This is a genomic window from Antribacter soli (assembly GCF_021568775.1).
Taxonomy (GTDB): Bacteria; Actinomycetota; Actinomycetes; order Actinomycetales; family Cellulomonadaceae; genus Antribacter; species Antribacter soli.
Map to the genome: position 1 here is coordinate 135,472 of NZ_JAKGSG010000011.1, position 20,663 is coordinate 156,134.

Below are 20,663 nucleotides of genomic sequence, written 5' to 3' on the forward strand. Positions count from 1 at the left end.
CCTCTCAGAAGTGGGGTCGCGTCGGCGCAGGCTCAGGCGAGCGAGCGGAGGGCCTCGGCCGGCCGGAGCCGGGCAGCACGCCGCCCGCCGACGACGCCGGCGAGCAGCCCGCCGAGGACCGCGAGGCCGACCGCCGCGAGGACGATCCACAGGCTCACCGGCGCCGAGAGGACGACGTCGACCGCGGAGGCCACGGCGCCGCCTCCGCCGAACGGTCCGCCGCCGGGCGCGGCCGCGCCTGCGGCGCCGGCGTCGGGCGCCTGGCCGCCCATCTGCTGGAGCCGGTCGCCGACGTCGCCGCCCCCGCCGAAGCTGAAGGCGCCGCCGCCGGACGAACCGGTGAGCGTGATCCCGGCCAGGTTGATCGCCGCGACGGCGAGCCCGCCGAGCAGCACGCCCGCCACACCACCGATCAGGCCCTGGGCGACGGACTCGCCGGCGATCTGGCCGACGACGCGGTTGCGGGACCAGCCGATCGCCTTGAGGGTGCCGAGCTCCCGGGTGCGGCGGTTCACGCCGGACACGGTGAACAGGATCGCCAGGCCGAAGGCGGCGGCGAGCACGATGATCGACAGCCACGTGCCGAGCGTCCCGACCAGCGAGGACGCGGTGGACAGCGAGCCGGTGACGTCCTCGGCCAGGTCGGACTGGGTGCTCACCGACGCGTCGGGGAGCGCGGCCTCGATCGCGGACGCGACCTCGTCGACGTTCGACGCCGAGTCGACCGACACGTACAGGTCGGTGACCTGGCCGTCGAGGCTCGCCAGGGTCTGCGCGACGGCGAGCGGGACGTACACGTCGGAAGCGGTGGCGACGCCGTCGCCCGTCGTGGAGGTGACGGTGCCGACGATCTCGAGCTCGGTCCCGGCCAGGGTGAGCGTGTCACCGACGGCGAGCTCCTGCTGCTCCGCGTACGTGGCGTCGAGGACGGCCACGTTCGCGTCGGCGTCGTCGGCCGTCAGGGTGCGGCCCTCGGCCACCTCCACGGTGGTCAGGGGGCCGACGGCGTCGGCGGCCGGGTCCACGCCCGTCACGTCGAAGCTGTTGACCTCGAAGGACGACCCGCCCGCAGCGCCGCCGCCGCCCGCGGTGCCCGGTTCCGGCCGTTCGCCTGCCTCCATCTGCTCCTGCATGGCCTCGAAGTCGGGCATCTCGCCGGAGAACGACGTGTTCTGCAGGCCGAGGGTCGCCGAGACCCCGGTCACGTGGTCGAGCGCTGCGACAGTCTCCAGGGCGGACACGTCGAACGACGCCGAACCCCGCGCCACGCTCAGGTTGTCCTGGGCCAGGCTGCGTGTGCCGTCCTCGGAGGCCTCGCCGTCCTCGGACCCGAAGGCGAAGGCGCCGGGGCCGCCCGCCCCGGGCTCGCCGGCCTGGGTGACCGTCACGTCAGTGCCGACGCCGTACACCGACTCCAGCACGGACGCCTGAGCGTCGCGCACGCCGGCAGACACGGAGTTGACCACGATCACCAGCGCGATCGCCACGGCAAGCCCGATGGCGACGACGACGGTCTGCTTTCGTCTGTTGCGCAGCTCTCGGCGCAGGTAGGTGAAGAACATGTGGTGAGCGTGGTAGCGCGCGATGTGTTCATCCTGGCGTGGCCCTGTGGTCCACCTATGTGTCGGGCCGTCGAGCCCAGGCACGCCCGGTCCGGCTGCGAGGATGGGCGTGTGGACCAGCTCCGGAACGCCGTCGACGTCATGGACCGCCTCTACTCGCCGGGCGGCTGCCCGTGGGACCGCGAGCAGACTCACGAGTCGCTCGTCCGTTACCTCCTGGAGGAGGCGCACGAGCTCGCCGAGGCCATCGAGGCCGGCGACCGCGCAAACATGCGGGAGGAGCTGGGCGACGTGCTGTTCCAGGTCCTGTTCCACACGCGCATCGCGGCCGAGGACGCGGAGGAGCCGTTCACCCTCGACGACGTCGCCGGCGACCTCGCCGCGAAGCTCGTCCGCCGCCACCCGCACGTCTTCGCCGCGGCGGCGTCGCCCGAGGAGGCCGGGATCAGCAGCACTGACGTCCTCGCCCGCTGGGAGGACCTCAAGCAGACGGAGAAGGCGCGCGGCTCGATCCTCGAGGGCATCCCGCTCGCGCAGGGCGCGCTCGCCCGTGCGCAGAAGGTGGTCTCGCGGGCGACCCGGGCCGGCCTCCTGCCCGCGCTGCCCGACGGCGAAGGCCGTGCCGACGACGGCGGCGACGGCCTGGCCGCCGGCTACGGGCGTGAGCTGCTCGCGATCGTGGCGCGCGCGGAGGCCGACGGCGTCGACGCGGAGGGCGCGCTGCGGGCGGCGTCCCGCGCCCTGGAGGCAGGTGTCCGCGATGCGGAGACGGGGGAGGCTCACCCCGACGGGCGGCACTAGTCTGGGTGCGTAACCTCCGAGCAACAAACCTTCCAAGGAGAGCCCGTGGCTAGCATCGAAGCCGTTGGAGCACGCGAGATCCTGGACTCGCGCGGCAACCCCACCGTCGAGGTGGAGATCGTCCTCGACGACAGCACCTTCGCCCGCGCCGCGGTCCCCTCGGGTGCGTCGACCGGCGCGTTCGAGGCCGTAGAGCGCCGTGACGGCGACAAGGGCCGTTACCTGGGCAAGGGCGTCGAGGCCGCGGTCGCCGCGGTGAACGACGAGATCGCCCCCGAGCTGGTCGGGTACGACGCCGAAGAGCAGCGCATCATCGACCAGGCTCTGATCGACCTGGACGGCACCGCCAACAAGGGCAAGCTGGGCGCCAACGCGATCCTGGGTGTGTCGCTGGCCGTGGCCAAGGCCGCCGCCAAGAGCGCCGGGCTGGACCTCTTCCGCTACGTGGGCGGCCCCAACGCTCACGTTCTGCCCGTGCCGATGATGAACATCCTCAACGGCGGTTCGCACGCGGACTCGAACGTCGACATCCAGGAGTTCATGGTCGCGCCGATCGGCGCGACGACGTTCCGCGAGGCGCTGCGCACCGGCACCGAGGTGTACCACTCCCTCAAGTCCGTGCTGAAGGAGAAGGGCCTGGCCACCGGCCTGGGCGACGAGGGCGGCTTCGCCCCGAACCTCGGCAGCAACCGCGAGGCGCTGGACCTGATCCTCGTCGCGATCGAGAAGGCCGGCTTCACGGCCGGCACCGATGTGGCGCTCGCGCTCGACGTCGCGGCCACGGAGTTCTTCTCCGACGGCGTGTACGCGTTCGAGGGTGGCAAGAAGACGCCGGACGAGATGATCGAGTACTACCAGGCGCTCGTCGCCGACTACCCGCTGGTGTCCATCGAGGACCCGCTGTCCGAGGACGAGTGGGACTCGTGGGGCCAGCTCATGGGCGTCGTGGGCGACAAGGTGCAGATCGTGGGCGACGACCTGTTCGTCACCAACCCGGAGCGCCTTGCCAAGGGCATCCAGCTCAAGTCGGCGAACTCGCTGCTGGTCAAGCTCAACCAGATCGGCACGCTCACCGAGACGCTCGACGCGGTCACGCTCGCGCAGCGCAACGGCTTCACCACGATGACCTCGCACCGCTCCGGCGAGACCGAGGACACCACCATCGCCGACCTGTCGGTGGCGACGAACGCCGGCCAGATCAAGACCGGTGCCCCCGCCCGCGGCGAGCGCATCAACAAGTACAACCAGCTCCTCCGCATCGAGGAGGCCCTGGACGAGGCCGGTCGCTACGCCGGTCGCTCGGCGTTCCCGCGCTTCCAGGCCTGAGCCTGCCCTTCGAGGGCCGGTCACCGCGTCGGCGGTGGCCGGCCCTCGGTCGTGTGAGGAGCGCGACGCGCGCCGCCACCTACCGCTGCTTGCTGGCCCGGTGCCGCCCGGCGCCGGGGCGTATCGGTATGCCGAGGGCCGCTCGCTGTGGGTTGCCGGCATCAACACACAGTGAGCGGCCCGGAACCCAAGGTCACGACCGAAAGCGGGTGAACTCCCGGCTCGCCGGGCGCGGTTGCGTGCATCGTCCCTGGAGATCGGGACAATCGACGCGTGCCTTCCTCTCGACGCCCTGCGTCGCCCTCCGGTCCGGCGCGGCGGCCCGCGGCGCGTCCGGGCGCGTCAGCAGGGCGCTCCGGCGGCGGGACGACGCGCGGCTCCGGCACGCCGCGCACGCCCGGCACCTCGGGCGGGCAGGGGAAGGGGAAGGGTGCTCCGGCGTCGGGCGCAGCGTCCGAGCCGACGTCGAAGAACGCGCCGAAGAAGCCCGCGCCGAAGGATGGGGCGAAGCCGGCGACCCAGCGCCCCACCGCGGGCGCCTGGCGGTCCGCGAGCCCGGCCCGCCCCGCTGCGCCGTCGGCCCCTCGCACCACGGCCGCGGGCAAGCGGCCGGTGCAGCCGCGGGCCCGCAAGGCGGTGAACGGCAGCGTCGCGGCGACGCGCCGCCCGGCCCGCTCCGAGCGGCGCCGCGGACGGTACGGCCTCGTGCTGCCGGAGGTGCTGACGGTCCGCGCGATGGTGCTGTCGGTGGTCGTGCTGCTCGCGGTGGTGCTGCTCCTGCCGACGGTCCGAGCGGTGATGTCGCAGCAGGCGCAGCTCCGTGACCTGCGTGCGGAGCTGGCTGCGCAGCAGGAGCAGAAGCAGGAGCTCGAGATCGAGCTGGCCCGGTGGGACGACCGGCAGTACGTGATCGAGCAGGCGCGGTCACGGCTGAGCTTCGTCATGCCCGGCGACAAGGTGTGGCGCACGCTCGACTCGGACAGCGTGCCGGAGGACGAGCCGGAGCCCGGCCCGGTCGACACCAGCCCGAGCCCGTCGGCCCAGGACGACACGCCCTGGTACACGTCCGTCTGGGACTCCGTCCGGATCGCGGGCGGCTGACCCCCGGGCCCGTCGGGTCCGCTTCGAGAAGGCGATCAGGTATCGTCCCGGCTGCCGATGCGGTACCTGATCGCCTTCTCGAGGCGGACCCGGAGGCGCGAGGCGCGGACCGGGGCGTGGGCGGCCGGTCGCGGGTCGGTCCGGGTCCGGCGTAGGGGACAATGGGTTTCTCTCCTTCCCTTCGCCGAGGATCTTCCGTGACGCAGAACACCAGCCAGCCGCAGCCCGTCGTGCCCGATCCTCGGGGTCCCCGCGAAGTACCGCAGCGAAGCGAGGACACGTCGTGGGGTGAGGGCGCCGGACCGGTCGCCCCGGGCGGCGCCGTCACCGGTGCCGGGAGCACCGTGACGGAGGAGGACCTGGCGGTCCTGGCCGAGCAGCTCGGGCGCGAGCCCCGCGGCGTCGTCGGGATCGCGGCACGCTGCGTGTGCGGGCGGCCGACGGTGGTGCGCACCGCCCCCCGCCTGCCCGACGGCACCCCGTTCCCCACGACCTTCTACCTGACGCACCCCGGCGCGGTCGCCGCGGCGTCGACCCTCGAGGCGAACGGCGTGATGAAGGAGATGACGGAGCGCCTCGCCGCGGACGAGGAGCTCGCCGCTGCCTACCTGGCGGCGCACGAGCACTACCTGGCGCAGCGCGAGGCCCTCGGCATCGTCGAGGAGATCGCGGGCATCTCTGCCGGCGGGATGCCCACCCGCGTGAAGTGCCTGCACGTCCTCATGGCGCACGCGCTCGGGTTCCCCGGCGTGAACCCGCTGGGCGACGAGGCGCTGGCCCTCGTGCGCGACCAGTGGCGCCCCGACCGCTGCTCCTGCTGAACCCACCCGCCCCCGCCTGACCACGGCAGACCCGAGAGGGACCTCCTGCATGACCACTCGCGTGGCCGCGATCGACTGCGGCACCAACTCGATCCGCCTTCTTGTCGCCGACGTGCACGAGGGCGGTCTGTCGGAGCTCGACCGCCGCATGGAGGTCGTGCGGCTCGGCCAGGGCGTGGACCGCACCGGTGAGCTGGCGCCCGAGGCGCTCGAGCGCACCCTCGCCGCGACCCGCGAGTACGCGGCCGTGATCGAGACGCTCGGGGCGGAACGCGTGCGGTTCGTCGCCACCTCGGCGACGCGGGACGTGCGCAACCGTGACGCGTTCGCCGCGGGCGTCCGTGACGCGCTCGGCGTCGAACCCGAGGTCGTGTCGGGCGACGAGGAGGCCGAGCTGTCGTTCCGCGGCGCCACCGGCGTGGTCGGTGCGGCGCATCCCGGGCCGTTCCTCGTGGTCGACCTCGGCGGCGGCTCGACGGAGCTCGTGCTCGGCACGCGCACCGTCGACGCGGCGTACTCGATGGACGTCGGCTCGGTGCGGATGACGGAGCGGCACCTGCGGTCGGACCCGCCGACGTCGGCCGACGTCGCGGAAGCGCGCGCGGACGTGCGGTCGGCGCTCGACGTCGCGGCCGGCGTCGTGCCGCTCGGGAAGGCTGTCACCCTCGTGGGCCTCGCGGGCTCGATCACGACGGTCACCGCGCACGCCCTCGGGCTGGGGCGGTACGAGCGGTCGCGGATCGACGGGTCGGTTCTCCCTGCCGACGCCGTCCTGGCGTCGTGCGACGCGCTGCTCGCCGCGCCGCGCGAGGAGCGTGCGGCGATGGGCTTCATGCACCCCGGCCGGGTCGACGTGATCGGCGCTGGGGCGCTCGTGTGGTCCGAGGTGATCCGGCGCGTGCAGAGCGAGGTGACGGCGGCGGGCGGTTCGCTGACGCGGGTCGTGACGAGCGAGCACGACATCCTGGACGGGATCGCTCTGTCCGTCGCCTGAGCCGGAGGTGTAGCGCAGGGTGCGGGCCGAGGTGCGAGGTCGTCGCCCGGAGCGGAACCGCAGGCTCAGGCGACCGAAGGCCTCGCCTGATCTCCCTGTCAGCGGTGCGATCGGCAGTTCGGCGCGTGATCGGCAGCTCGAACTACCGACCACGCGCCGAACTGCCGATCACACCGCTGACCGCCTGGCGGTATTGCGTTTCGCGTAGTAGTCTCCCGTGCGAGAGAGAGGGGCACCGTGGACATGACACAGCTGCTCAAGGGCGTGCTCGACGCGGCCGTCCTGGCCGTCGTCGAGCAGGAGGACGGCTACGGGTACGACGTGCTGCGTCGTCTGCGGGCCGCCGGCCTCGCCGACATCGGTGACGCCTCCGTGTACGGAACGCTACGCCGCCTGTACTCGGCCGGGGCGCTCACCAGCTACGTGGTTCCCTCCGACGAGGGCCCGCACCGCAAGTACTACGGCATCACCGCGCACGGCCGGCAGATGCTCGCGACCCAGCGCAAAGAGTGGCAGGAGTTCACCGGCACGGTCGCCGGCCTCCTCGGCAACAGGAACGAGGCAGCCTGATGGTCACGACCAGCACCGAGACGCTCGCCGCACACGTGCGCGGTTATGCACAGGCCGTGCGGCTGCACCTCGACGACCTCGGCCCCGACGTCGTCGATGACCTCACAGACGGCCTCGAGGCGGACCTCACGGACTCCCTCCTCGACCGCACGGCCACCGTGCCCGACGCCGGTCGCTCGCCGTCGGCGCCGGGCTCGCCCTCCGGAGGGGTCGGCTCGGGCGCGCCGGGCGATGCCGTCCTGGACCTGGCCGCCGCCTTCGGCCCGGCCGCCGAGTACGCCGCCGAGCTGCGCGAGTCCGCGGGCCTCCCGCCGCGGGCTGCGCAGGCGAACCGGCTGGCGCGGCGCTGGGCCCTGGGCCGAGCGGTCGTCGTGGCGTGGGAGCTGGGCTCCGAACGGTGGGCGCACGCCTGGCGTCCGCTCACGTCGACGCCGGCGTGGGCAGGGTTCCGGGACTTCGTCCGCTCGCTCGCCCCCGTGTGGTGGGTGCTGCGCGGCTGGGCCGCGGCGATGGTGCTGATGTACCCGTTCGGCGGCACGCCCGCGATCTGGCCGTGGAGCACTCCCGGGCGCATCGTCCTCCTCGCGGCGGTCGTCGTGAGCATCCAGTGGGGTCGCGGCCGCTGGCTGCCCCGCCTGTCATGGGCGCCGGGCCTGCTGCGGGTGGCGTCGGTGGGCGCCGCGGTCGCGGTCGTCCCGCTCCTGCTGTACGTGTCGGAGGACCGGCCCTCGGACGTCGGGTTCTCGTCGTACGAGGCGGGCTGGAGCGACGGCTACAACGAGGCCCAGTACTCCTCCGTGAGCGACGGCGGCGGATACGGCGACGACACCGGCGTGTGGGTGGACGGCATGCAGGTGTCCAACCTCTTCGTCTACGACCGGAACGGCGACCCGATCCGCGACGTGCAGGTCTTCGACGACCGCGGGCGTCCCGTCCGTACGATGACCGCGCAGGGGACGGCGCAGACCTGGACCGTGCCCGAGCTGCCGGGCGACTGGTTCTTCCAGCCTGCGATCGCCTCGGACGGCCGGGAGCGCTGGAACGTCTACCCGCTGCGGGCCGTCGACGTGAACGACGTCGAGTGGGTGCCCGACGAGAGCGACCCCGAGTGGGTGACCGAGGTGCCGAGGCCGCTGACCGGCATCCAGCCGACCACGATGCCGTGGCCGTTCCTCAAGGCCCCGACCGACATCCCGTCAAAGGTGGTCGAGCCGGGCACCGACGAGACCGGCACCGGGGACGCGGGCACGCAGGACCCGGACGCCCCGGCGACCGACGCACCGGCCGGGACGGTGCCGGGAGGTGACCGTCCGGCGTCGGACACGGTGCCCGACGAGGACCCCGCGCCCGCGACGGTCGAGGCGACCGAGGCCGACTGACGGCGACGCGGCGCCGCTCACGGGCGGCGCCGCGTCGGCGTCTCCGCAGGGTTTCACAGTGGTCAGGACCACACAGTGAGCCAGTCGGAGAGCTTTCACGACGCGCGGTAATCTTGGGCTATGCCTCAGAACGACCTGACCTCGGTCAGCCCTGCCCAGGAAATGTCGGCCCCTGCGCCCCGCCCGCGCAAGGTGCCGCGCATCGTGGTGCTCGGCGGCGGGTCCGTCGGCCTCTACGTGGCCCGCCGACTGCGCAAGAAGCTGAAGAAGAAGGAGGCGGCGATCGTCGTCGTCGACCCGCGGCCGTACATGACGTACGCGCCGTTCCTGCCCGAGGCAGCTGCGGGTTCGATCGACGCGCGCGACGTGGTCGCGCCGCACCGCCGCGCACTCAAGGGCATCGACGTGCTGCAGGGCAAGGTCGTGCACATCGACCACGCGAACCGCCACATCACCATCCGCCCTGAGGAGGCCGACGACTACGAGGTGTCCTACGACCAGCTCGTCGTGGGCCTCGGCTCGGTGTCCCGCACGCTGCCGATCCCCGGCCTGGCGGAGACGGGGATCGGTTTCAAGAACGTGGAGGAGGCCATCGCGGTCCGCAACCACGTGCTCAACCGCCTCGACGTCGCCTCGTCCACGTGGGACGTCGACCAGCGCAAGCGCATGCTGACGTTCACGTTCGTCGGCGGCGGGTTCGCCGGCATCGAGGCCCTCGCCGAGATCGAGGACATGGCGCGCTACGCGACGCGGCAGTACCCGACCATCGAGCCCGAGGACCTGCGCTTCGTCATGATCGAGGGCGCCGGCCGCATCCTGCCGGAGGTCTCCGAGCCCATGGGCCTGTGGGCGCTTGAGGAGATGAAGAAGCGCGGCATCGAGTTCCACCTCAGCACGTTCCTGTCGTCGTGCGTGGACGGCCACGTCGTGACCTCGACGGGTGTCGAGTTCGACTCGGACACGGTGGTCTGGACCGCGGGCGTGAAGGCCAACCCGGTCATCAAGGACGAGTCGGACCTGCCGGTCGACAAGCTGGGTCGCGTGATCGTGCTGCCGACGCTGCAGGTCGCGGACGAGGACGGCAACGTCGTCGAGGGTGCCTGGGCGGCGGGCGACTGCGCCGCCGTGCCCGACGTGCTCAACCCCGGCAAGTTCTGCCCGCCGAACGCGCAGCACGCGATCCGCGAGGCTGTCCGCCTGGCAGACAACATCGTGGCCGGCTACAAGGACCGCCCCGCCGTCGAGTACCGGCACAAGAACGTCGGCGTCGTCGCGTCGCTCGGCCTGTACAAGGGCGTCGCGGAGCTGTTCGGCTTCGTCAAGCTGCGTGGCCCGCTGGCCTGGCTCGCGCACCGCTCCTACCACGTCATGGCGATGCCGACCGGCAACCGCAAGGTCCGCATCATGGTCGGCTGGATCGGGCAGTTCCTCATGGGCCGCGAGCTCGTCTCGCTCGGCTCGCTGCACGACCCGCGGTCCGAGTTCCGCGCCGCCGCCGTCCCGCCGAAGCAGGCGGGCGCGAAGGTGGAGCAGAAGGCCGAGTCCTCCGCGGCCACCGCCGAGGAGGGTCAGCCGGCGGTCGCGAAGCGCTGAGCCTCTGGGTTGTTCTTCCCGGCCGGCGTCCGCCTCGAGAACACCATCAGGTATCGCCTTCTGCATCGACGCGATGCCTGATCGTGTACTCGAGGCGGACACACCGGGAGAAGAGCCCTTCTGTTCTGCCCGGGGCTCCGTCTGCGCACCCGGTCGTCGGTAGTCTCTGGGGTGCGCCCCCATAGCCCAACTGGCAGAGGCAGCCGGCTTAAACCCGGCCAAGTCCCGGTTCGAACCCGGGTGGGGGCACGACGTCGCCCGACAGCGCGGCGACGAGCCGCCCGAGAAGGTCCCGACCCTGGGGCCAGGCGCCCAGCCCGCTCGCGGCGTTGACGTGACCGGCCTCCCCGATGCCGACCGTCGCGGCGCCCCAGGCCGCTGCCAGGCCCAGGGCCCCTCCGGGCGAGTCGAAAGGATCGTCGTCCGACACCACGACCAGCGCGGGGACCGGCAGGCGATCGCGGGCGACGCCGAAGTCCCGGGCTGCGAGCGGGAAGGCAGGCCCGGACGGGTCCGGCACCGCGACCAGGAGCGCCGCGACGACGCCGCCCGGGCCTCGCTCGAGGAGCCACGAGGCGGCGGCGAGACATCCGAGGCTGTGCGCCACCAGCACCGTGCCGGGCGTGGGGTCGCCGGGTGTGGGGTCCGCGACTGCGCGGGACAGGGCGTCTGCCCAGTCGCCGGGCTCCGGTGTCTCCCAGGACGCGGGCGCGAACCGGGTCGCCGGGAGGTCGGTCTCCCAGAGCGTCTGCCAGTGGTCGGGTCCGGAGCCACCGATCCCGGGCACGGTCACATACCTCATGCGCCGACCTCCGCACCGGCCGGGCTTGTGTCCGCTCCGAGCAGGCGATCAGGTATCGCGTCGTGGCGGTGGGCGATACCTGATCGCCTGCTCGAGGCGGACAGGGCCGCCGACGCCGGGGCCGCCGCCCGCACCGCAGCCCGGGCGCGCGCCGCGTCCATGAACGCGTCGACGACCGGGTGCGGCTGCTCGTCCGCGAGCTCGGGCTGGAAGGCCGTGCCGAGCCAGAACGCGTCCCCGGGCAGCTCGGCCACGCGCGGCTCACCGTCGAGGCTGCGCCCGGACACGACGAGCCCGGCCGCGACGAGCGGGGCGGCTTCGGCGGCAGCCAGGCCGAACGCGCAGTGGAAGCGTTCGAAGCTCCGCTCTCCGAGGATGGCCGCGGCCCGGCTCCCCGGCAGGTAGTCCACCTGACCGCTGTGACCCACGAGCGAGCAGGCGAGCTGCGTGATGAGCGCGGGTGCGTCGCCGCCCCCCGGGCTCTCCGCATGCCGCACGCGGGCACCGACAACGTTCCGCGCGAACTCGAGGAGCATGTGCTGGTACCCGGCGCACGTGCCGAGGAGCGGCGTCCCGGCCGTCCGCGCGGCCTCGAGCGCGGCGACGACACGCTCCTCGTCGGCATACGGCGAGCCCGGGACCACCCAGACGCCGTCGAACGCGGTCGCGTCCTCGGGTGTGACCTCGGTGGTGGGAAGCCAGTGAACGTCGACGTCGTCGTAACGGGTGGTCAGCGCTGGGATCTGCATGTGGGCGCGGACCGCCGTCGAGCGGTCCCCGACGAGCGCGATGCGTACGGGATTCATGCCCTCATGCTCCGGTCGCGGGTCCGATCGCGTCCAACGATGAGTCGTGATCTCCCGATCGTAGATACTGATACGCGTGGACACCCGCGCTCTGCTCAGCCTCGTCACGGTTGCCGACACCGCCTCGTTCTCCCGCGCGGCAGCGCGCCTGGGCTTCACGCAGTCCGCAGTCTCCCAGCACGTCGCAGGGCTCGAACGTTCGGCGGGCACCCTGCTGCTCACCCGGCGCCCCGCCGTGGTGCCCACCCCGGCCGGGCTCGAGTACCTCCGGCATGCCCGCGCGATCTTGGCGCACGAGCAGGCGGCACACGCCGCCGTCGCCAGGGCGACCGGTCGCGACGCCGAGGCGCCCGTCACGGTCGCCGTGACCCCCGCCGCCGAGCACCTCGTCGCGGCCGCCGGTCCGCTCGCCGCCGTGCTCGTGCTCGACACGACGGACGCGGCCAGTGCGCTCGAGTCCGGGCGGGCGGACCTGGCCGTGGTCGACGGGGTCGCCGCACCGGGCGACCCGCTGCCCGGCTCCAGCCCGGACGTCGCCGTCCGGCTCGTGCGGGAGTCGCCGGTCGCGGTCCTCCTGCCGGCCGACCACCCGCTCTCCGGACGGCCAGGTCTGGACCTGACGAGCCTGACCGAGGCGCGCTGGCTCGACACGTCCCGCGTCGCGTGCTCGACGGCGGAGCTCGCCTCGGTCGCCCGCCTCGCCCTGCGCCGCGGCACCGCCTACACCGGGACGACGCCGGCAGTTGTCGCGTCGCTCGTGCGAGCGGGTCACGGGCTCGCCGGTGCACCCCTCACCGCTGCCGTGCCCGACGGCCTTGCCCTCGTCCCGGTGGTCGCCCCACGACTTGTGTATCGGGTCGAGGTGCGGATCCACTCCACGGCCCGGGCCGCCGTGCGTCTGGCGGCCGACGGCGTGCGGGAGGCGGCGGGTCCCTGACACCCGGCAGGGCGGGCCCACCGGGGGCGGGTCGGGATTACGCCAGCAGCAGACGCCCAGGTCTGGGGTCGTATCGGTGACCCCGGGTACGGTGGCGGGAACGGGCGACGGCGGGGAGGCTGCGATGACGGTGACGACGCGGGGCGCGGGCGCGCCGGCGGTGGGATACCTGGAGCACACGCGCGAGCCGCTGCTGCGGCACCTCGTCGGCGGGATCCTGCGCCGGACCCGGCGGGACCAACGCCGCACGCTGCAAGACGTAGCGGTGGAGGCGCGCGTGTCCACGGCCTATCTGTCGGAGGTGGAGCGCGGCCGCAAGGAGGCGTCGTCCGAGGTGCTCGCGGCTGTGTGCGACGCGCTCGGGATGCGGCTGGTCGACCTCGTGGAGCGGGCCTGGACCGAGCTCGCCCTGGCGAACGACGCTCGGGTCGTCGATCTCACCCGGTCGGCGCCGGCGGGCTTCCGCCCGGGCCGCGACGGTGCACCCGGCGCGGTCTCCGGCGTCGGGCGCCAGGGCGAAGCGGTCCTCCTGGCGGCCTGAGCGGCCCGCCCCGGCCTGACGGCCCCGAGGGCGGGTCAGAGCCCGGCGCGGCGGCCCGCCGTCGGGCGGACGTCGTCGACGTGGTCGACGATCCGGTCGATCATCCCGTAGGCGAGGGCCTGCTCGGCCGTGAACCAACGGTCGTGGTCGGCGTCCTCGACGACGGTCTCGACCGGCTGACCCGTGTGCTCGGCGAGCAGCTCGGACACCACGCGCTTGGCGTGCCGGAGGTTCTCCGCCTGGATCGCGACGTCGAGCGCCGTCCCCCCGATCCCGCCCGACGGCTGGTGCATCATCACGCGTGTGTGCGGCAGGGCGTACCGCTTGCCGCGGGTGCCCGACGTGAGCAGGAACTGCCCCATGCTCGCGGCCAGCCCGAACGCGACCGTCGAGACGTCGTTCGGCAGCAGGCGCATGGTGTCGTGCACGGCCAGGCCGGCGCTGACCGAGCCGCCGGGGGAGTTGATCCACAGGGCGATGTCGGCCTTCGGGTCCTCGGCCGAGAGCAGCAGGAGCTGCGCGGTGATGCGGTTGGCCACGACGTCGTCCAGCTCGCTGCCGAGCACCACGATGCGCTGGTGCAGCAGGCGGGTGGCGAGGTGGTCGTCCAGGTTCTGCGTCTCGAGTGCGGTCATGGAGCCAGCCTCGCCCGACGCCGGCCGGCCGGGTAGGGCGTTCGGCCTGTGGCAGATCTGCCTACGGCAGAGCGAGGCCCGCGCTACCGGGTGCCCTCCGCCGGGTCGATCACCGGGAACGCGTTGAAGTGCACCTGCACGGGCCGGGCGCCGGGGACGTCGCGCTGGTCGTGCAGCGGTTCGAGGTGCTCGCGCGAGAAGTCCTCCCAGGCCGCGACGATCTTCGTGAGCTGCTCGGCGGTGATCCGCAGGTTCTGTGTGGCGAGCACCCCGGTGTGCTCCCAGCCCTCGGCCGTCTGGTCGGCCGAGCGGAGGTACGCCCAGACCTTCTCCTGACGGGCCCGTTCGAACTCGGCGTTGACCATGTCGGTCGCCATCCGCGTCGCGGGGTCGTCCCGGTTCTCCAGCGCATCGATGGTGAACCCCCCGGGCATGCGCTCCCACCAGCGCTCCCGCGCCGTGCCCTTGCCCTCGACCTCGCGGACGAACCCGTGCTTCGCGAGCTGCCTCAGGTGGTAGCTCGTAGATCCGCTCGACTCGCCCAGCAGCTCTCCCAGCCCGCTCGCCGTGAGGGGGCCATGAGTCCCGAGCAGGTCCAGGATCTTGACGCGCAGCGGGTGGGCCAGGCCCCGGAGCGCGCTCGGCCCGACCACCTCGCGCGTGGCCTCCTCGACCGCGGCGCGGATCTCGCCGCCCAGACCGCCGAGGGTCTCCGCGAGCCCCTCGGCCCCCTGGGCGACCCCGGCTCGCGCCTCGGCGACGCTGTCGGCCACGCTGCTCCGGATGGCGTCGCCGAGGCCCTTCGGGGGGACCGGACGTTCGTTGTCGTTCATGGTGTGACGTTACCCAGCCTGAGCGGGGCTCAGCGAAGGCCGAGCGGGTGGCGGGCCGCCCGGTTGTCGCGGATCCGCTCCGCGTGGGCGGCGCGGCGGTCGGCGACGGCGCGCTCCTGGGCGAGGCGCTCGCGCACGGCGGCACGGGTCTCGGTGCGGGACTCGGTGCGGGACTCGCCGGCCGCCTCCGCGCGGGCGGGCTGCCGCGGGACGACGACAGCGTCGCGGCTCGGGCTCAGCGGGAGGGCGGTGCGGACGGACGGTGCGTAGGTGGTCATCACGGTGCTCCTTGCACGAGGGCCGGCCGGGCCGGCGGCAGGGTGGGTGCTGCGATGACGACAACGTTACGCTTGCCAAGAAGTCTTTGCAAGTGTTTCTTTGCAACAAGTCCTTTGGATCCGATCCGCCCCGTCCCGCCCGTTGAGCGCGGCGTGTCTGTTGGGTCGGCGGCCCCGGGGCCGGCAGATCTCCCGCACTCAACGAGGGGGGAACGCGCGCACCAGGCGCTCGTGCTCCTCCGCCATCGCCCGGTTCGCCAGGCGCGGGTCGTCCGGCTCGCGCCCGGCGAGCACCGCGTCGAGGTAGCGCCGGTCGGCGTCGAGCCGCTCCACCGGTGTGTACGACGGTGTCCCGTGGCCGGGCACCAGCACCGCCGCGGCCTCGACGTAGGGGGCCAGGCGGTCGAGGCCCGCGAGATAGGCGGGCAGGTTGTCGGGGTGGTAGGGGAGCGGGATCTCCGCGTCGCTCAGCATGTCGCCGACGACGAGCACGCCGGACTCCGGCAGCCAGAGGGCGCTGTGCCCCTGCTCGTGCCCGTCGTGCACCACGACCTCCGTCCGCGGGAGCGCGTCGTCGAGGTCGGGCAGGCCGGAGGGCGGGTCCGGAACCTCGGTGACGTGCGCGAACAGGTCCAGCACCGGCTTCGGGTACCGCTCCGGGTCGCCGCCGAGCAGCTGCTCCACCAGCTCGTCCCGCCGCTCCCGCACCACCCGGACCGACCCCTCCGACGCCCACCTCGGGACGTCGCCGTACCGCGGGTGCCACAGCAGGTGGTCGTAGTGGGCGTGGGTCGAGAAGCCGGCGGCCGGCCGCACGGCGAGGGCGTCGAGCTCGTCCGCGATCGCCTCGAGCTCGTCGGCGTCCCAGGCCGGGTCGACGAGAACGGCGGGCAAGGCGCCAGCACGCCGGCCGGGCAGGACCCGGCCGGCGGGTACCCCCGATGGACGGAAGACGATCGTGGTGGTCGTCGCCATGCGACGGCCGGTGCGGACGAGAACGCCGTCCGCAACGCGGGTGAAGGCCACGTCGGAACCGTAGCCCACAGGGTCGGTCCGACGTCGGACCGACCGCCTTCGCGAGAAGGCGATGCCGACGGGGGCCGCTCACCGTGAGTGACATCGTCACCTGACAGTGAGCGGCCCCGGGAACGACGGAAGGCCCGACGCCGTCCGGACGGGGAGGCTACGCGTCCCGCGTCTTGAGCGACACTGCCGCGGCCGCGAGGAGCGCGGCGGTGTAGCCGGCCAGCACGGAGAAGCCCGTCCACGGCTCGAGCCGGCCCTCCTGAGTGGGACCGCCGGACATGATCTGCTCGCCGGCGACGCTCGGCAGGTACGCGTTGACGTCGACCGCCCAGTCCGCGCCCGACGCCGCCACGATGATCTGGAAGACGATCGGCAGCACGAAGAACACGGCCATGAGCACGCCGATCGACGCCGCGGTGTGGCGCAGGAGCGCGCCGACCCCGAGCGAGAACGCCGCGACGGCCATCAGGTACAGCACCGCACCGACGAGCGCGCGCACCTGGTCGGCGTCGCCGAAGTCGACGGGCAGGCCGAGGTCGTCCAGCATTCCCGCAGTGGCCACGTACGCCAGAGCCACCCCGACCGCCGACACGACGGCGGTCACCGCGAGCAGCACCACGAGCTTGGCCCAGAGGGCGGAGATCCGACCCGGGATCGCAGCGAAGGTGGAGCGGATCATCCCGGTCGAGAACTCGCCCGTGACCACGAGAGCGCCCAGCACCGCCACGACGAGCTGGGCGAACTCGGACCCGAGAGTGACGATCGTGGGCCCCACCACGCCGCCCGCGGCCATGCCTTCCTGGGCCGCCGTGTCGTCGGCCGGTATGGCGCTGATCGCCATGGCGAAGAGCAGCGCGAGGCCGACCATCAGGACCACGGTGGCTCCGAGCGTCCACCAGGTCGAGCGCAGCGTCCAGAACTTGATCCACTCGGAGCGCAGCACCCGCACGAAAGTCACGGGACGGACGGAGACGCGCTCCGCCGTCCTGCTCGACACCGGTCGCCCGCCCGGGGCGGTGACGGTCGCGCTCATCGGTGGTCTCCTTCCGCGACGAGCTCCTGCTCGGCCGCCCGCTCGGCGGCCGCCTGGTCGGCCGTCGCGAGGTCCTCGGACTGGTACTCGACGGAGTCGGCCGTCAGCGCCATGTACGCCTCCTCCAGAGTCGACGCCACGGGCGTGAGCTCGTGCAGCACGATGCGGGAGGCGGCGGCGAGCTCGCCCACCGACGCCGCGTCGGGGCCGGTGATCTCCAGAAGACCGGGCCCGCCGCTCGTGACGGTCGCGCCGTCGCGGGTGAGGAGCTCGGCCAGGTCCGTCGCCTGGGGCGAGCGGACCCGCACGAGGCGCCGCGAGGCGCCGTCGACCACGTCCTGGACCGGGGCGTCTGCGATGATCCGGCCGCGGCCGATCACGATGACGTGGTCCGCCGTGAGGGCGACCTCGCTCATGAGGTGCGACGACAGGAAGACGGTGCGCCCCTCCGACGCGAGGTACTTCGCCAGGTTGCGCACCCACACGACACCCTCGGGGTCGAGGCCGTTGACCGGCTCGTCGAGGATCAAGGTGCGCGGGTCGCCGAGCAGCGCGGCGGCGATGCCGAGGCGCTGCCCCATGCCGAGCGAGAAGCCGCCGACGCGCTTGCGTGCCACTGCCTGCAGACCCGTGAGCTCGATCACCTCGTCCACCCGGTGCCGGGAGATCCCGGCCGTCGCCGCCATGGCGAGCAGGTGGTTGTACGCGGTGCGGCCCGTGTGCACGGCCTTGGCGTCGAGCAGGGCACCTACCTCGGCGAGCGGCCGGCGATGCTTGGCGTACGGGCGCCCGTTGACCGTGACGGTCCCGGCGGTGGGCCGGTCCAGGCCCACGATCATGCGCATCGTCGTGGACTTCCCCGCCCCGTTGGGTCCGAGGAACCCGGTGACCTTCCCGGGATGGACCGTGAAGGTCACCCCATCGACGGCGGTCTTCTCGCCGTATCGCTTTGTCAGGCCTGCGGCCTCGATCATCTCGCGCCTCCCTGCCCTTCGTGTAGGTCGAGCCTAGGGACCTCGGGCCCGGGCGGACACCGGGGAAACCCTGAACTTCTCCCCAGGAACTCCCGGGATGCTGGTTGCGTTCCCTAGGATGGTGAGCACGACCAGGAGGAGCACATGAGCAACCCCGTCTTTTCGAACAGCGCCGTCTTCGGCGAGCCCCGGCGTAACGGGGCGTCGCGAGGCGCCGCCCAGACCCAGAACCCCGGCACGCCTGCCTACGGCACACCGCCCCAGTACGGCACGGGCCAGTACGGCGCGATGGACGCCGCCCAACTCGACGCCATGTATGAAGCACCCGCCGCCACCACGGCGGACACCAAGCGACTCACCTACGACGACGTGATCGTGAAGACGGGCGGCCTGCTGGCCCTGCTCGTCGTCGTAGCGGCCGCGACGTGGACCCTGGCCCCCGGTCTGTGGGTCATCGGCATGATCGGTGGCCTCGTCCTCGGCCTGATCAACGCGTTCAAGCGCAACCCGAGCCCCGCGCTGATCATCGCGTACACGGTCTTCGAGGGCGTCTTCGTGGGCGGCATCTCGTTCGTCTACAACTCGTTCGCCGAGGGCGCGGTCACGCAGGCGGTGATCGGCACGGTCGTGACGTTCGCGGGCGCGCTGCTCCTGTTCCGCAGCGGCAAGGTGCGGGTGACGCCCAAGTTCACCCGGTGGCTCCTGATCGCGCTCGTCGGCTACGCCGCGTTCGCGCTGATCAACATGGTCCTGGTGTGGACGGGCGTGCTCGGCGGCTTCGGCATGCGCTCGGGCCCGCTCGGCATCGTCATCGGCCTCATCGCGATCGGCCTGGCCGCGGCCTCGCTGATCGTCGACTTCGACTCGATCCAGCGCGGCGTGCGGCAGGGCGTGCCCGCCAAGTTCGCCTGGTCTGCGGCCTTCGGCCTGCTGGTCACGCTGATCTGGCTGTACCTCGAGTTCCTGCGCCTCATCGCGATCTTCTCGAGCAGCGACTGACGCCTGCGGGCGCCTGACCCGCTGAGCCCACGGCCCGGCCGTCTCCCCCTCCGGGAGGCGGCCGGGCCGTCGTCGTCCCAAGGTGCTGACGGCCTGCGCTGCTCGGCATGCGAGACGGAATACGGAAGGATGGGGGGATGCGATACGCCGAGCACATCTCCGAGCTGGTAGGCGGCACCCCGCTGGTCCGGCTGAACACGGTCACCGAGGGACTGTCCGCGACGATCCTCGCGAAGATCGAGTACCTCAACCCCGGCGGCTCCGTGAAGGACCGCATCGCGCTCAAGATGATCGAGGCCGCGGAGGCCTCGGGCGAGCTTCAGCCCGGCGGGACGATCGTCGAGCCGACGTCGGGCAACACGGGCGTCGGGCTGGCCCTCGTGGCCCAGCGCAAGGGCTACGAGTGCGTGTTCGTGTGCCCGGACAAGGTGAGCCAGGACAAGCGGGACGTGCTCGCGGCCTACGGGGCGCGCGTCGTCGTGACGCCCACGGCCGTGCCGCCCGACCACCCGGACTCCTACTACTCCGTGAGCGACCGCCTCGTCCGGGAGATCCCTGGCGCGTGGAAGCCCGACCAGTACTCCAACCCCAACGGCCCGGCGTCGCACTACGAGTCGACCGGCCCGGAGGTGTGGGCCGACACCGACGGGCGGGTGACGCACTTCGTCGCCGGCGTCGGCACGGGCGGCACCATCACGGGCACCGGCCGCTACCTCCACGACGTCTCGGCGGACCGGTCCGAGGCGGACGGCGGTCGCGTCGCCGTCGTCGGCGCCGACCCGGCCGGTTCCGTGTACTCCGGCGGCGACGGACGCCCGTACCTCGTGGAGGGCGTCGGCGAGGACTTCTGGCCGACCGCGTACGACCCCAAGGTCCCGGACGAGGTCATCGCCGTGAGCGACGCCGACTCGTTCGCGATGACGCGCCGCCTCGCGCGCGAGGAGGGCCTGCTGGTCGGCGGCTCGTGCGGCATGGCCGTCGTCGCCGCGCTGCGGCTGGCCCGCCGGCTCGAGGACGAGGATCCCGAGGCCGCGGCCCGCGCCGTGATCGTGGTGCTCCTGCCCGACTCCGGCCGTGGCTACCTGTCGAAGATCTTCAACGACGGCTGGATGCGGTCCTACGGGTTCCTCGAGGCCGAGTCCGAGGTCACCGCGGGCGACATCCTGCGCGACAAGGCCGGCGACATGCCGCAGCTCGTGCACACGCACCCGAGCGAGACGGTGCGGGACGCCATCGTGATCCTGCACGAGTACTCGGTGTCGCAGATGCCCGTCGTCGTCGCCGAGCCGCCCGTGAAGATCGGTGAGGTGGCCGGCTCCGTCACAGAGCGCACCCTGCTCGACGCCGTGTTCTCCGGCAAGGCGTCGCTCACCGACCGCGTGGGCGACCACCTCGAGGAGAAGTTCCCGCTCGTCGGCGCGGGCGAGGGCATCGACGCCGTGCGCGCGGCCCTCCAGGGCTCCGACGCGATCCTCGTGGTCGCCGACGGCAACCCCGTCGGCGTCCTGACCCGCCACGACCTGCTGGGCTTCCTGGCCCACTGACCAACTGGGTTGTGGGTATGGAGACGGAGCGAGTTCCGGCCGGAACCCACTCCGTCTCCATAACCACCACGACGCCCGGGGCGGGGCCGCCGGGGGGGGGGCCGGCGG

At 72.9% G+C, this 20,663-nt stretch carries 21 protein-coding genes and 1 tRNA gene; 13 read left to right on the top strand and 9 right to left on the bottom strand.

The genetic code is table 11. The features are described from left to right. Positions 1–32: 32 nt before the first annotated feature. Positions 33–1,562 carry an ABC transporter permease gene (locus L1785_RS03385; RefSeq protein WP_236087724.1) on the bottom strand — a complete coding sequence of 510 codons (1,530 nt, stop codon included), beginning with the start codon at positions 1,560–1,562 and terminating at the stop codon, positions 33–35. Between the two features lie 111 nt (positions 1,563–1,673). Between L1785_RS03385 and L1785_RS03390 the strand changes: the two genes are divergently transcribed. From L1785_RS03390 to L1785_RS03430, 9 genes are all read left to right on the top strand, one after another. After that, entirely contained in the window at positions 1,674–2,363 is a 690-nt protein-coding gene (locus L1785_RS03390; RefSeq protein ID WP_236087725.1) for a nucleoside triphosphate pyrophosphohydrolase, read from the top strand. A 45-nt stretch (positions 2,364–2,408) separates the two neighbouring features. Next, positions 2,409–3,689: a phosphopyruvate hydratase gene (gene eno, locus L1785_RS03395; protein ID WP_236087726.1), complete on the top strand. Its 1,281-nt coding sequence runs from the start codon at positions 2,409–2,411 to the stop codon at positions 3,687–3,689. A gap of 273 nt (positions 3,690–3,962) precedes the next feature. Further along, positions 3,963–4,790, top strand: coding sequence for an FtsB family cell division protein (locus tag L1785_RS23140; protein WP_236087727.1), 828 nt, complete (start codon positions 3,963–3,965; stop codon positions 4,788–4,790). Between the two features lie 344 nt (positions 4,791–5,134). Beyond that, the gene (locus tag L1785_RS03405) at positions 5,135–5,611 is read left to right on the top strand and encodes a DUF501 domain-containing protein (RefSeq protein WP_236087747.1); all 477 of its coding nucleotides are present in this window, start codon (positions 5,135–5,137) and stop codon (positions 5,609–5,611) included. A 49-nt stretch (positions 5,612–5,660) separates the two neighbouring features. Next, a complete protein-coding gene (locus L1785_RS03410) occupies positions 5,661–6,605 on the top strand; it encodes a Ppx/GppA phosphatase family protein (protein ID WP_236087728.1) in 945 nt (314 codons plus the stop codon). Positions 6,606–6,842: 237 nt separating this feature from the next. Beyond that, positions 6,843–7,175 carry a PadR family transcriptional regulator gene (locus L1785_RS03415; protein WP_236087729.1) on the top strand — a complete coding sequence of 111 codons (333 nt, stop codon included), beginning with the start codon at positions 6,843–6,845 and terminating at the stop codon, positions 7,173–7,175. Then, positions 7,175–8,554 carry a hypothetical protein gene (locus tag L1785_RS03420; RefSeq protein ID WP_236087730.1) on the top strand — a complete coding sequence of 460 codons (1,380 nt, stop codon included), beginning with the start codon at positions 7,175–7,177 and terminating at the stop codon, positions 8,552–8,554. The genes L1785_RS03415 and L1785_RS03420 overlap by 1 nt, the downstream gene beginning before the upstream one ends. 120 nt (positions 8,555–8,674) lie before the next feature. Continuing rightward, positions 8,675–10,147 (top strand): NAD(P)/FAD-dependent oxidoreductase, encoded by a 1,473-nt coding sequence (locus L1785_RS03425; RefSeq protein WP_236087731.1) that lies wholly within the window; start codon positions 8,675–8,677, stop codon positions 10,145–10,147. Positions 10,148–10,322: 175 nt separating this feature from the next. Next, a tRNA-Leu gene (locus tag L1785_RS03430) sits at positions 10,323–10,396 on the top strand. On the opposite strand, the gene L1785_RS03435 is transcribed toward L1785_RS03430, so the two are convergent. Further along, positions 10,356–10,949, bottom strand: coding sequence for an RBBP9/YdeN family alpha/beta hydrolase (locus L1785_RS03435; protein WP_236087748.1), 594 nt, complete (start codon positions 10,947–10,949; stop codon positions 10,356–10,358). The two genes, L1785_RS03430 and L1785_RS03435, sit on opposite strands and share 41 nt — an antisense overlap. Next, entirely contained in the window at positions 10,946–11,755 is an 810-nt protein-coding gene (locus L1785_RS03440) for a glutamine amidotransferase-related protein (protein WP_236087732.1), read from the bottom strand. Before L1785_RS03440 ends, L1785_RS03435 begins: the two co-directional genes overlap by 4 nt. 76 nt (positions 11,756–11,831) lie before the next feature. Between L1785_RS03440 and L1785_RS03445 the strand changes: the two genes are divergently transcribed. After that, positions 11,832–12,692 (top strand): LysR family transcriptional regulator, encoded by an 861-nt coding sequence (locus L1785_RS03445; protein ID WP_236087733.1) that lies wholly within the window; start codon positions 11,832–11,834, stop codon positions 12,690–12,692. A gap of 124 nt (positions 12,693–12,816) precedes the next feature. Further along, the gene (locus L1785_RS03450; RefSeq protein WP_236087734.1) at positions 12,817–13,233 is read left to right on the top strand and encodes a helix-turn-helix domain-containing protein; all 417 of its coding nucleotides are present in this window, start codon (positions 12,817–12,819) and stop codon (positions 13,231–13,233) included. Between the two features lie 35 nt (positions 13,234–13,268). Here L1785_RS03450 and L1785_RS03455 read toward each other — a convergent pair whose 3' ends face one another. From L1785_RS03455 to L1785_RS03480, 6 genes are all read right to left on the bottom strand, one after another. Continuing rightward, positions 13,269–13,868 (bottom strand): ClpP family protease, encoded by a 600-nt coding sequence (locus L1785_RS03455; protein WP_236087735.1) that lies wholly within the window; start codon positions 13,866–13,868, stop codon positions 13,269–13,271. Between the two features lie 83 nt (positions 13,869–13,951). Further along, a complete protein-coding gene (locus L1785_RS03460; protein ID WP_236087736.1) occupies positions 13,952–14,701 on the bottom strand; it encodes a winged helix-turn-helix domain-containing protein in 750 nt (249 codons plus the stop codon). A gap of 29 nt (positions 14,702–14,730) precedes the next feature. Continuing rightward, positions 14,731–14,979, bottom strand: a complete 249-nt coding sequence (locus L1785_RS03465) for a hypothetical protein (RefSeq protein ID WP_236087737.1) — start codon at positions 14,977–14,979, stop codon at positions 14,731–14,733. Positions 14,980–15,177: 198 nt separating this feature from the next. Continuing rightward, positions 15,178–16,005, bottom strand: a complete 828-nt coding sequence (locus tag L1785_RS03470; RefSeq protein ID WP_236087738.1) for an MBL fold metallo-hydrolase — start codon at positions 16,003–16,005, stop codon at positions 15,178–15,180. 157 nt (positions 16,006–16,162) lie between these two features. Further along, on the bottom strand, positions 16,163–17,038 hold the full coding sequence (locus L1785_RS03475) for an ABC transporter permease subunit (protein ID WP_236087739.1): 876 nt from the start codon (positions 17,036–17,038) through the stop codon (positions 16,163–16,165). Then, positions 17,035–18,012: an ABC transporter ATP-binding protein gene (locus L1785_RS03480; protein ID WP_236087740.1), complete on the bottom strand. Its 978-nt coding sequence runs from the start codon at positions 18,010–18,012 to the stop codon at positions 17,035–17,037. The genes L1785_RS03475 and L1785_RS03480 overlap by 4 nt, the downstream gene beginning before the upstream one ends. Before the next feature lie 144 nt (positions 18,013–18,156). Here L1785_RS03480 and L1785_RS03485 point away from each other — a divergent pair, with 144 nt between their 5' ends. Together L1785_RS03485 and L1785_RS03490 are read left to right on the top strand one after the other, a co-directional pair. Further along, the gene (locus L1785_RS03485) at positions 18,157–19,011 is read left to right on the top strand and encodes a Bax inhibitor-1/YccA family protein (protein WP_236087741.1); all 855 of its coding nucleotides are present in this window, start codon (positions 18,157–18,159) and stop codon (positions 19,009–19,011) included. A 137-nt stretch (positions 19,012–19,148) separates the two neighbouring features. Then, positions 19,149–20,555, top strand: a complete 1,407-nt coding sequence (locus tag L1785_RS03490) for a cystathionine beta-synthase (protein WP_236087742.1) — start codon at positions 19,149–19,151, stop codon at positions 20,553–20,555. Positions 20,556–20,663 lie beyond the last annotated feature (108 nt).

Bases quoted from the DNA above. Each gene is read 5' to 3' on its own strand.
- L1785_RS03435 (WP_236087748.1), bottom strand. From the start codon at position 10,949: ATGAGGTATGTGACCGTGCCCGGGATCGGTGGCTCCGGACCCGACCAC.
- L1785_RS03475 (WP_236087739.1), bottom strand. From the start codon at position 17,038: ATGAGCGCGACCGTCACCGCCCCGGGCGGGCGACCGGTGTCGAGCAGG.
- L1785_RS03450 (WP_236087734.1), top strand. From the start codon at position 12,817: ATGACGGTGACGACGCGGGGCGCGGGCGCGCCGGCGGTGGGATACCTG.
- L1785_RS03480 (WP_236087740.1), bottom strand. From the start codon at position 18,012: ATGATCGAGGCCGCAGGCCTGACAAAGCGATACGGCGAGAAGACCGCC.
- L1785_RS03410 (WP_236087728.1), top strand. From the start codon at position 5,661: ATGACCACTCGCGTGGCCGCGATCGACTGCGGCACCAACTCGATCCGC.
- L1785_RS03485 (WP_236087741.1), top strand. From the start codon at position 18,157: ATGAGCAACCCCGTCTTTTCGAACAGCGCCGTCTTCGGCGAGCCCCGG.
- L1785_RS03460 (WP_236087736.1), bottom strand. From the start codon at position 14,701: ATGAACGACAACGAACGTCCGGTCCCCCCGAAGGGCCTCGGCGACGCC.
- L1785_RS03465 (WP_236087737.1), bottom strand. From the start codon at position 14,979: ATGACCACCTACGCACCGTCCGTCCGCACCGCCCTCCCGCTGAGCCCG.
- L1785_RS03420 (WP_236087730.1), top strand. From the start codon at position 7,175: ATGGTCACGACCAGCACCGAGACGCTCGCCGCACACGTGCGCGGTTAT.
- L1785_RS03455 (WP_236087735.1), bottom strand. From the start codon at position 13,868: ATGACCGCACTCGAGACGCAGAACCTGGACGACCACCTCGCCACCCGC.
- L1785_RS03385 (WP_236087724.1), bottom strand. From the start codon at position 1,562: ATGTTCTTCACCTACCTGCGCCGAGAGCTGCGCAACAGACGAAAGCAG.
- L1785_RS03490 (WP_236087742.1), top strand. From the start codon at position 19,149: ATGCGATACGCCGAGCACATCTCCGAGCTGGTAGGCGGCACCCCGCTG.
- L1785_RS03425 (WP_236087731.1), top strand. From the start codon at position 8,675: ATGCCTCAGAACGACCTGACCTCGGTCAGCCCTGCCCAGGAAATGTCG.
- L1785_RS03440 (WP_236087732.1), bottom strand. From the start codon at position 11,755: ATGAATCCCGTACGCATCGCGCTCGTCGGGGACCGCTCGACGGCGGTC.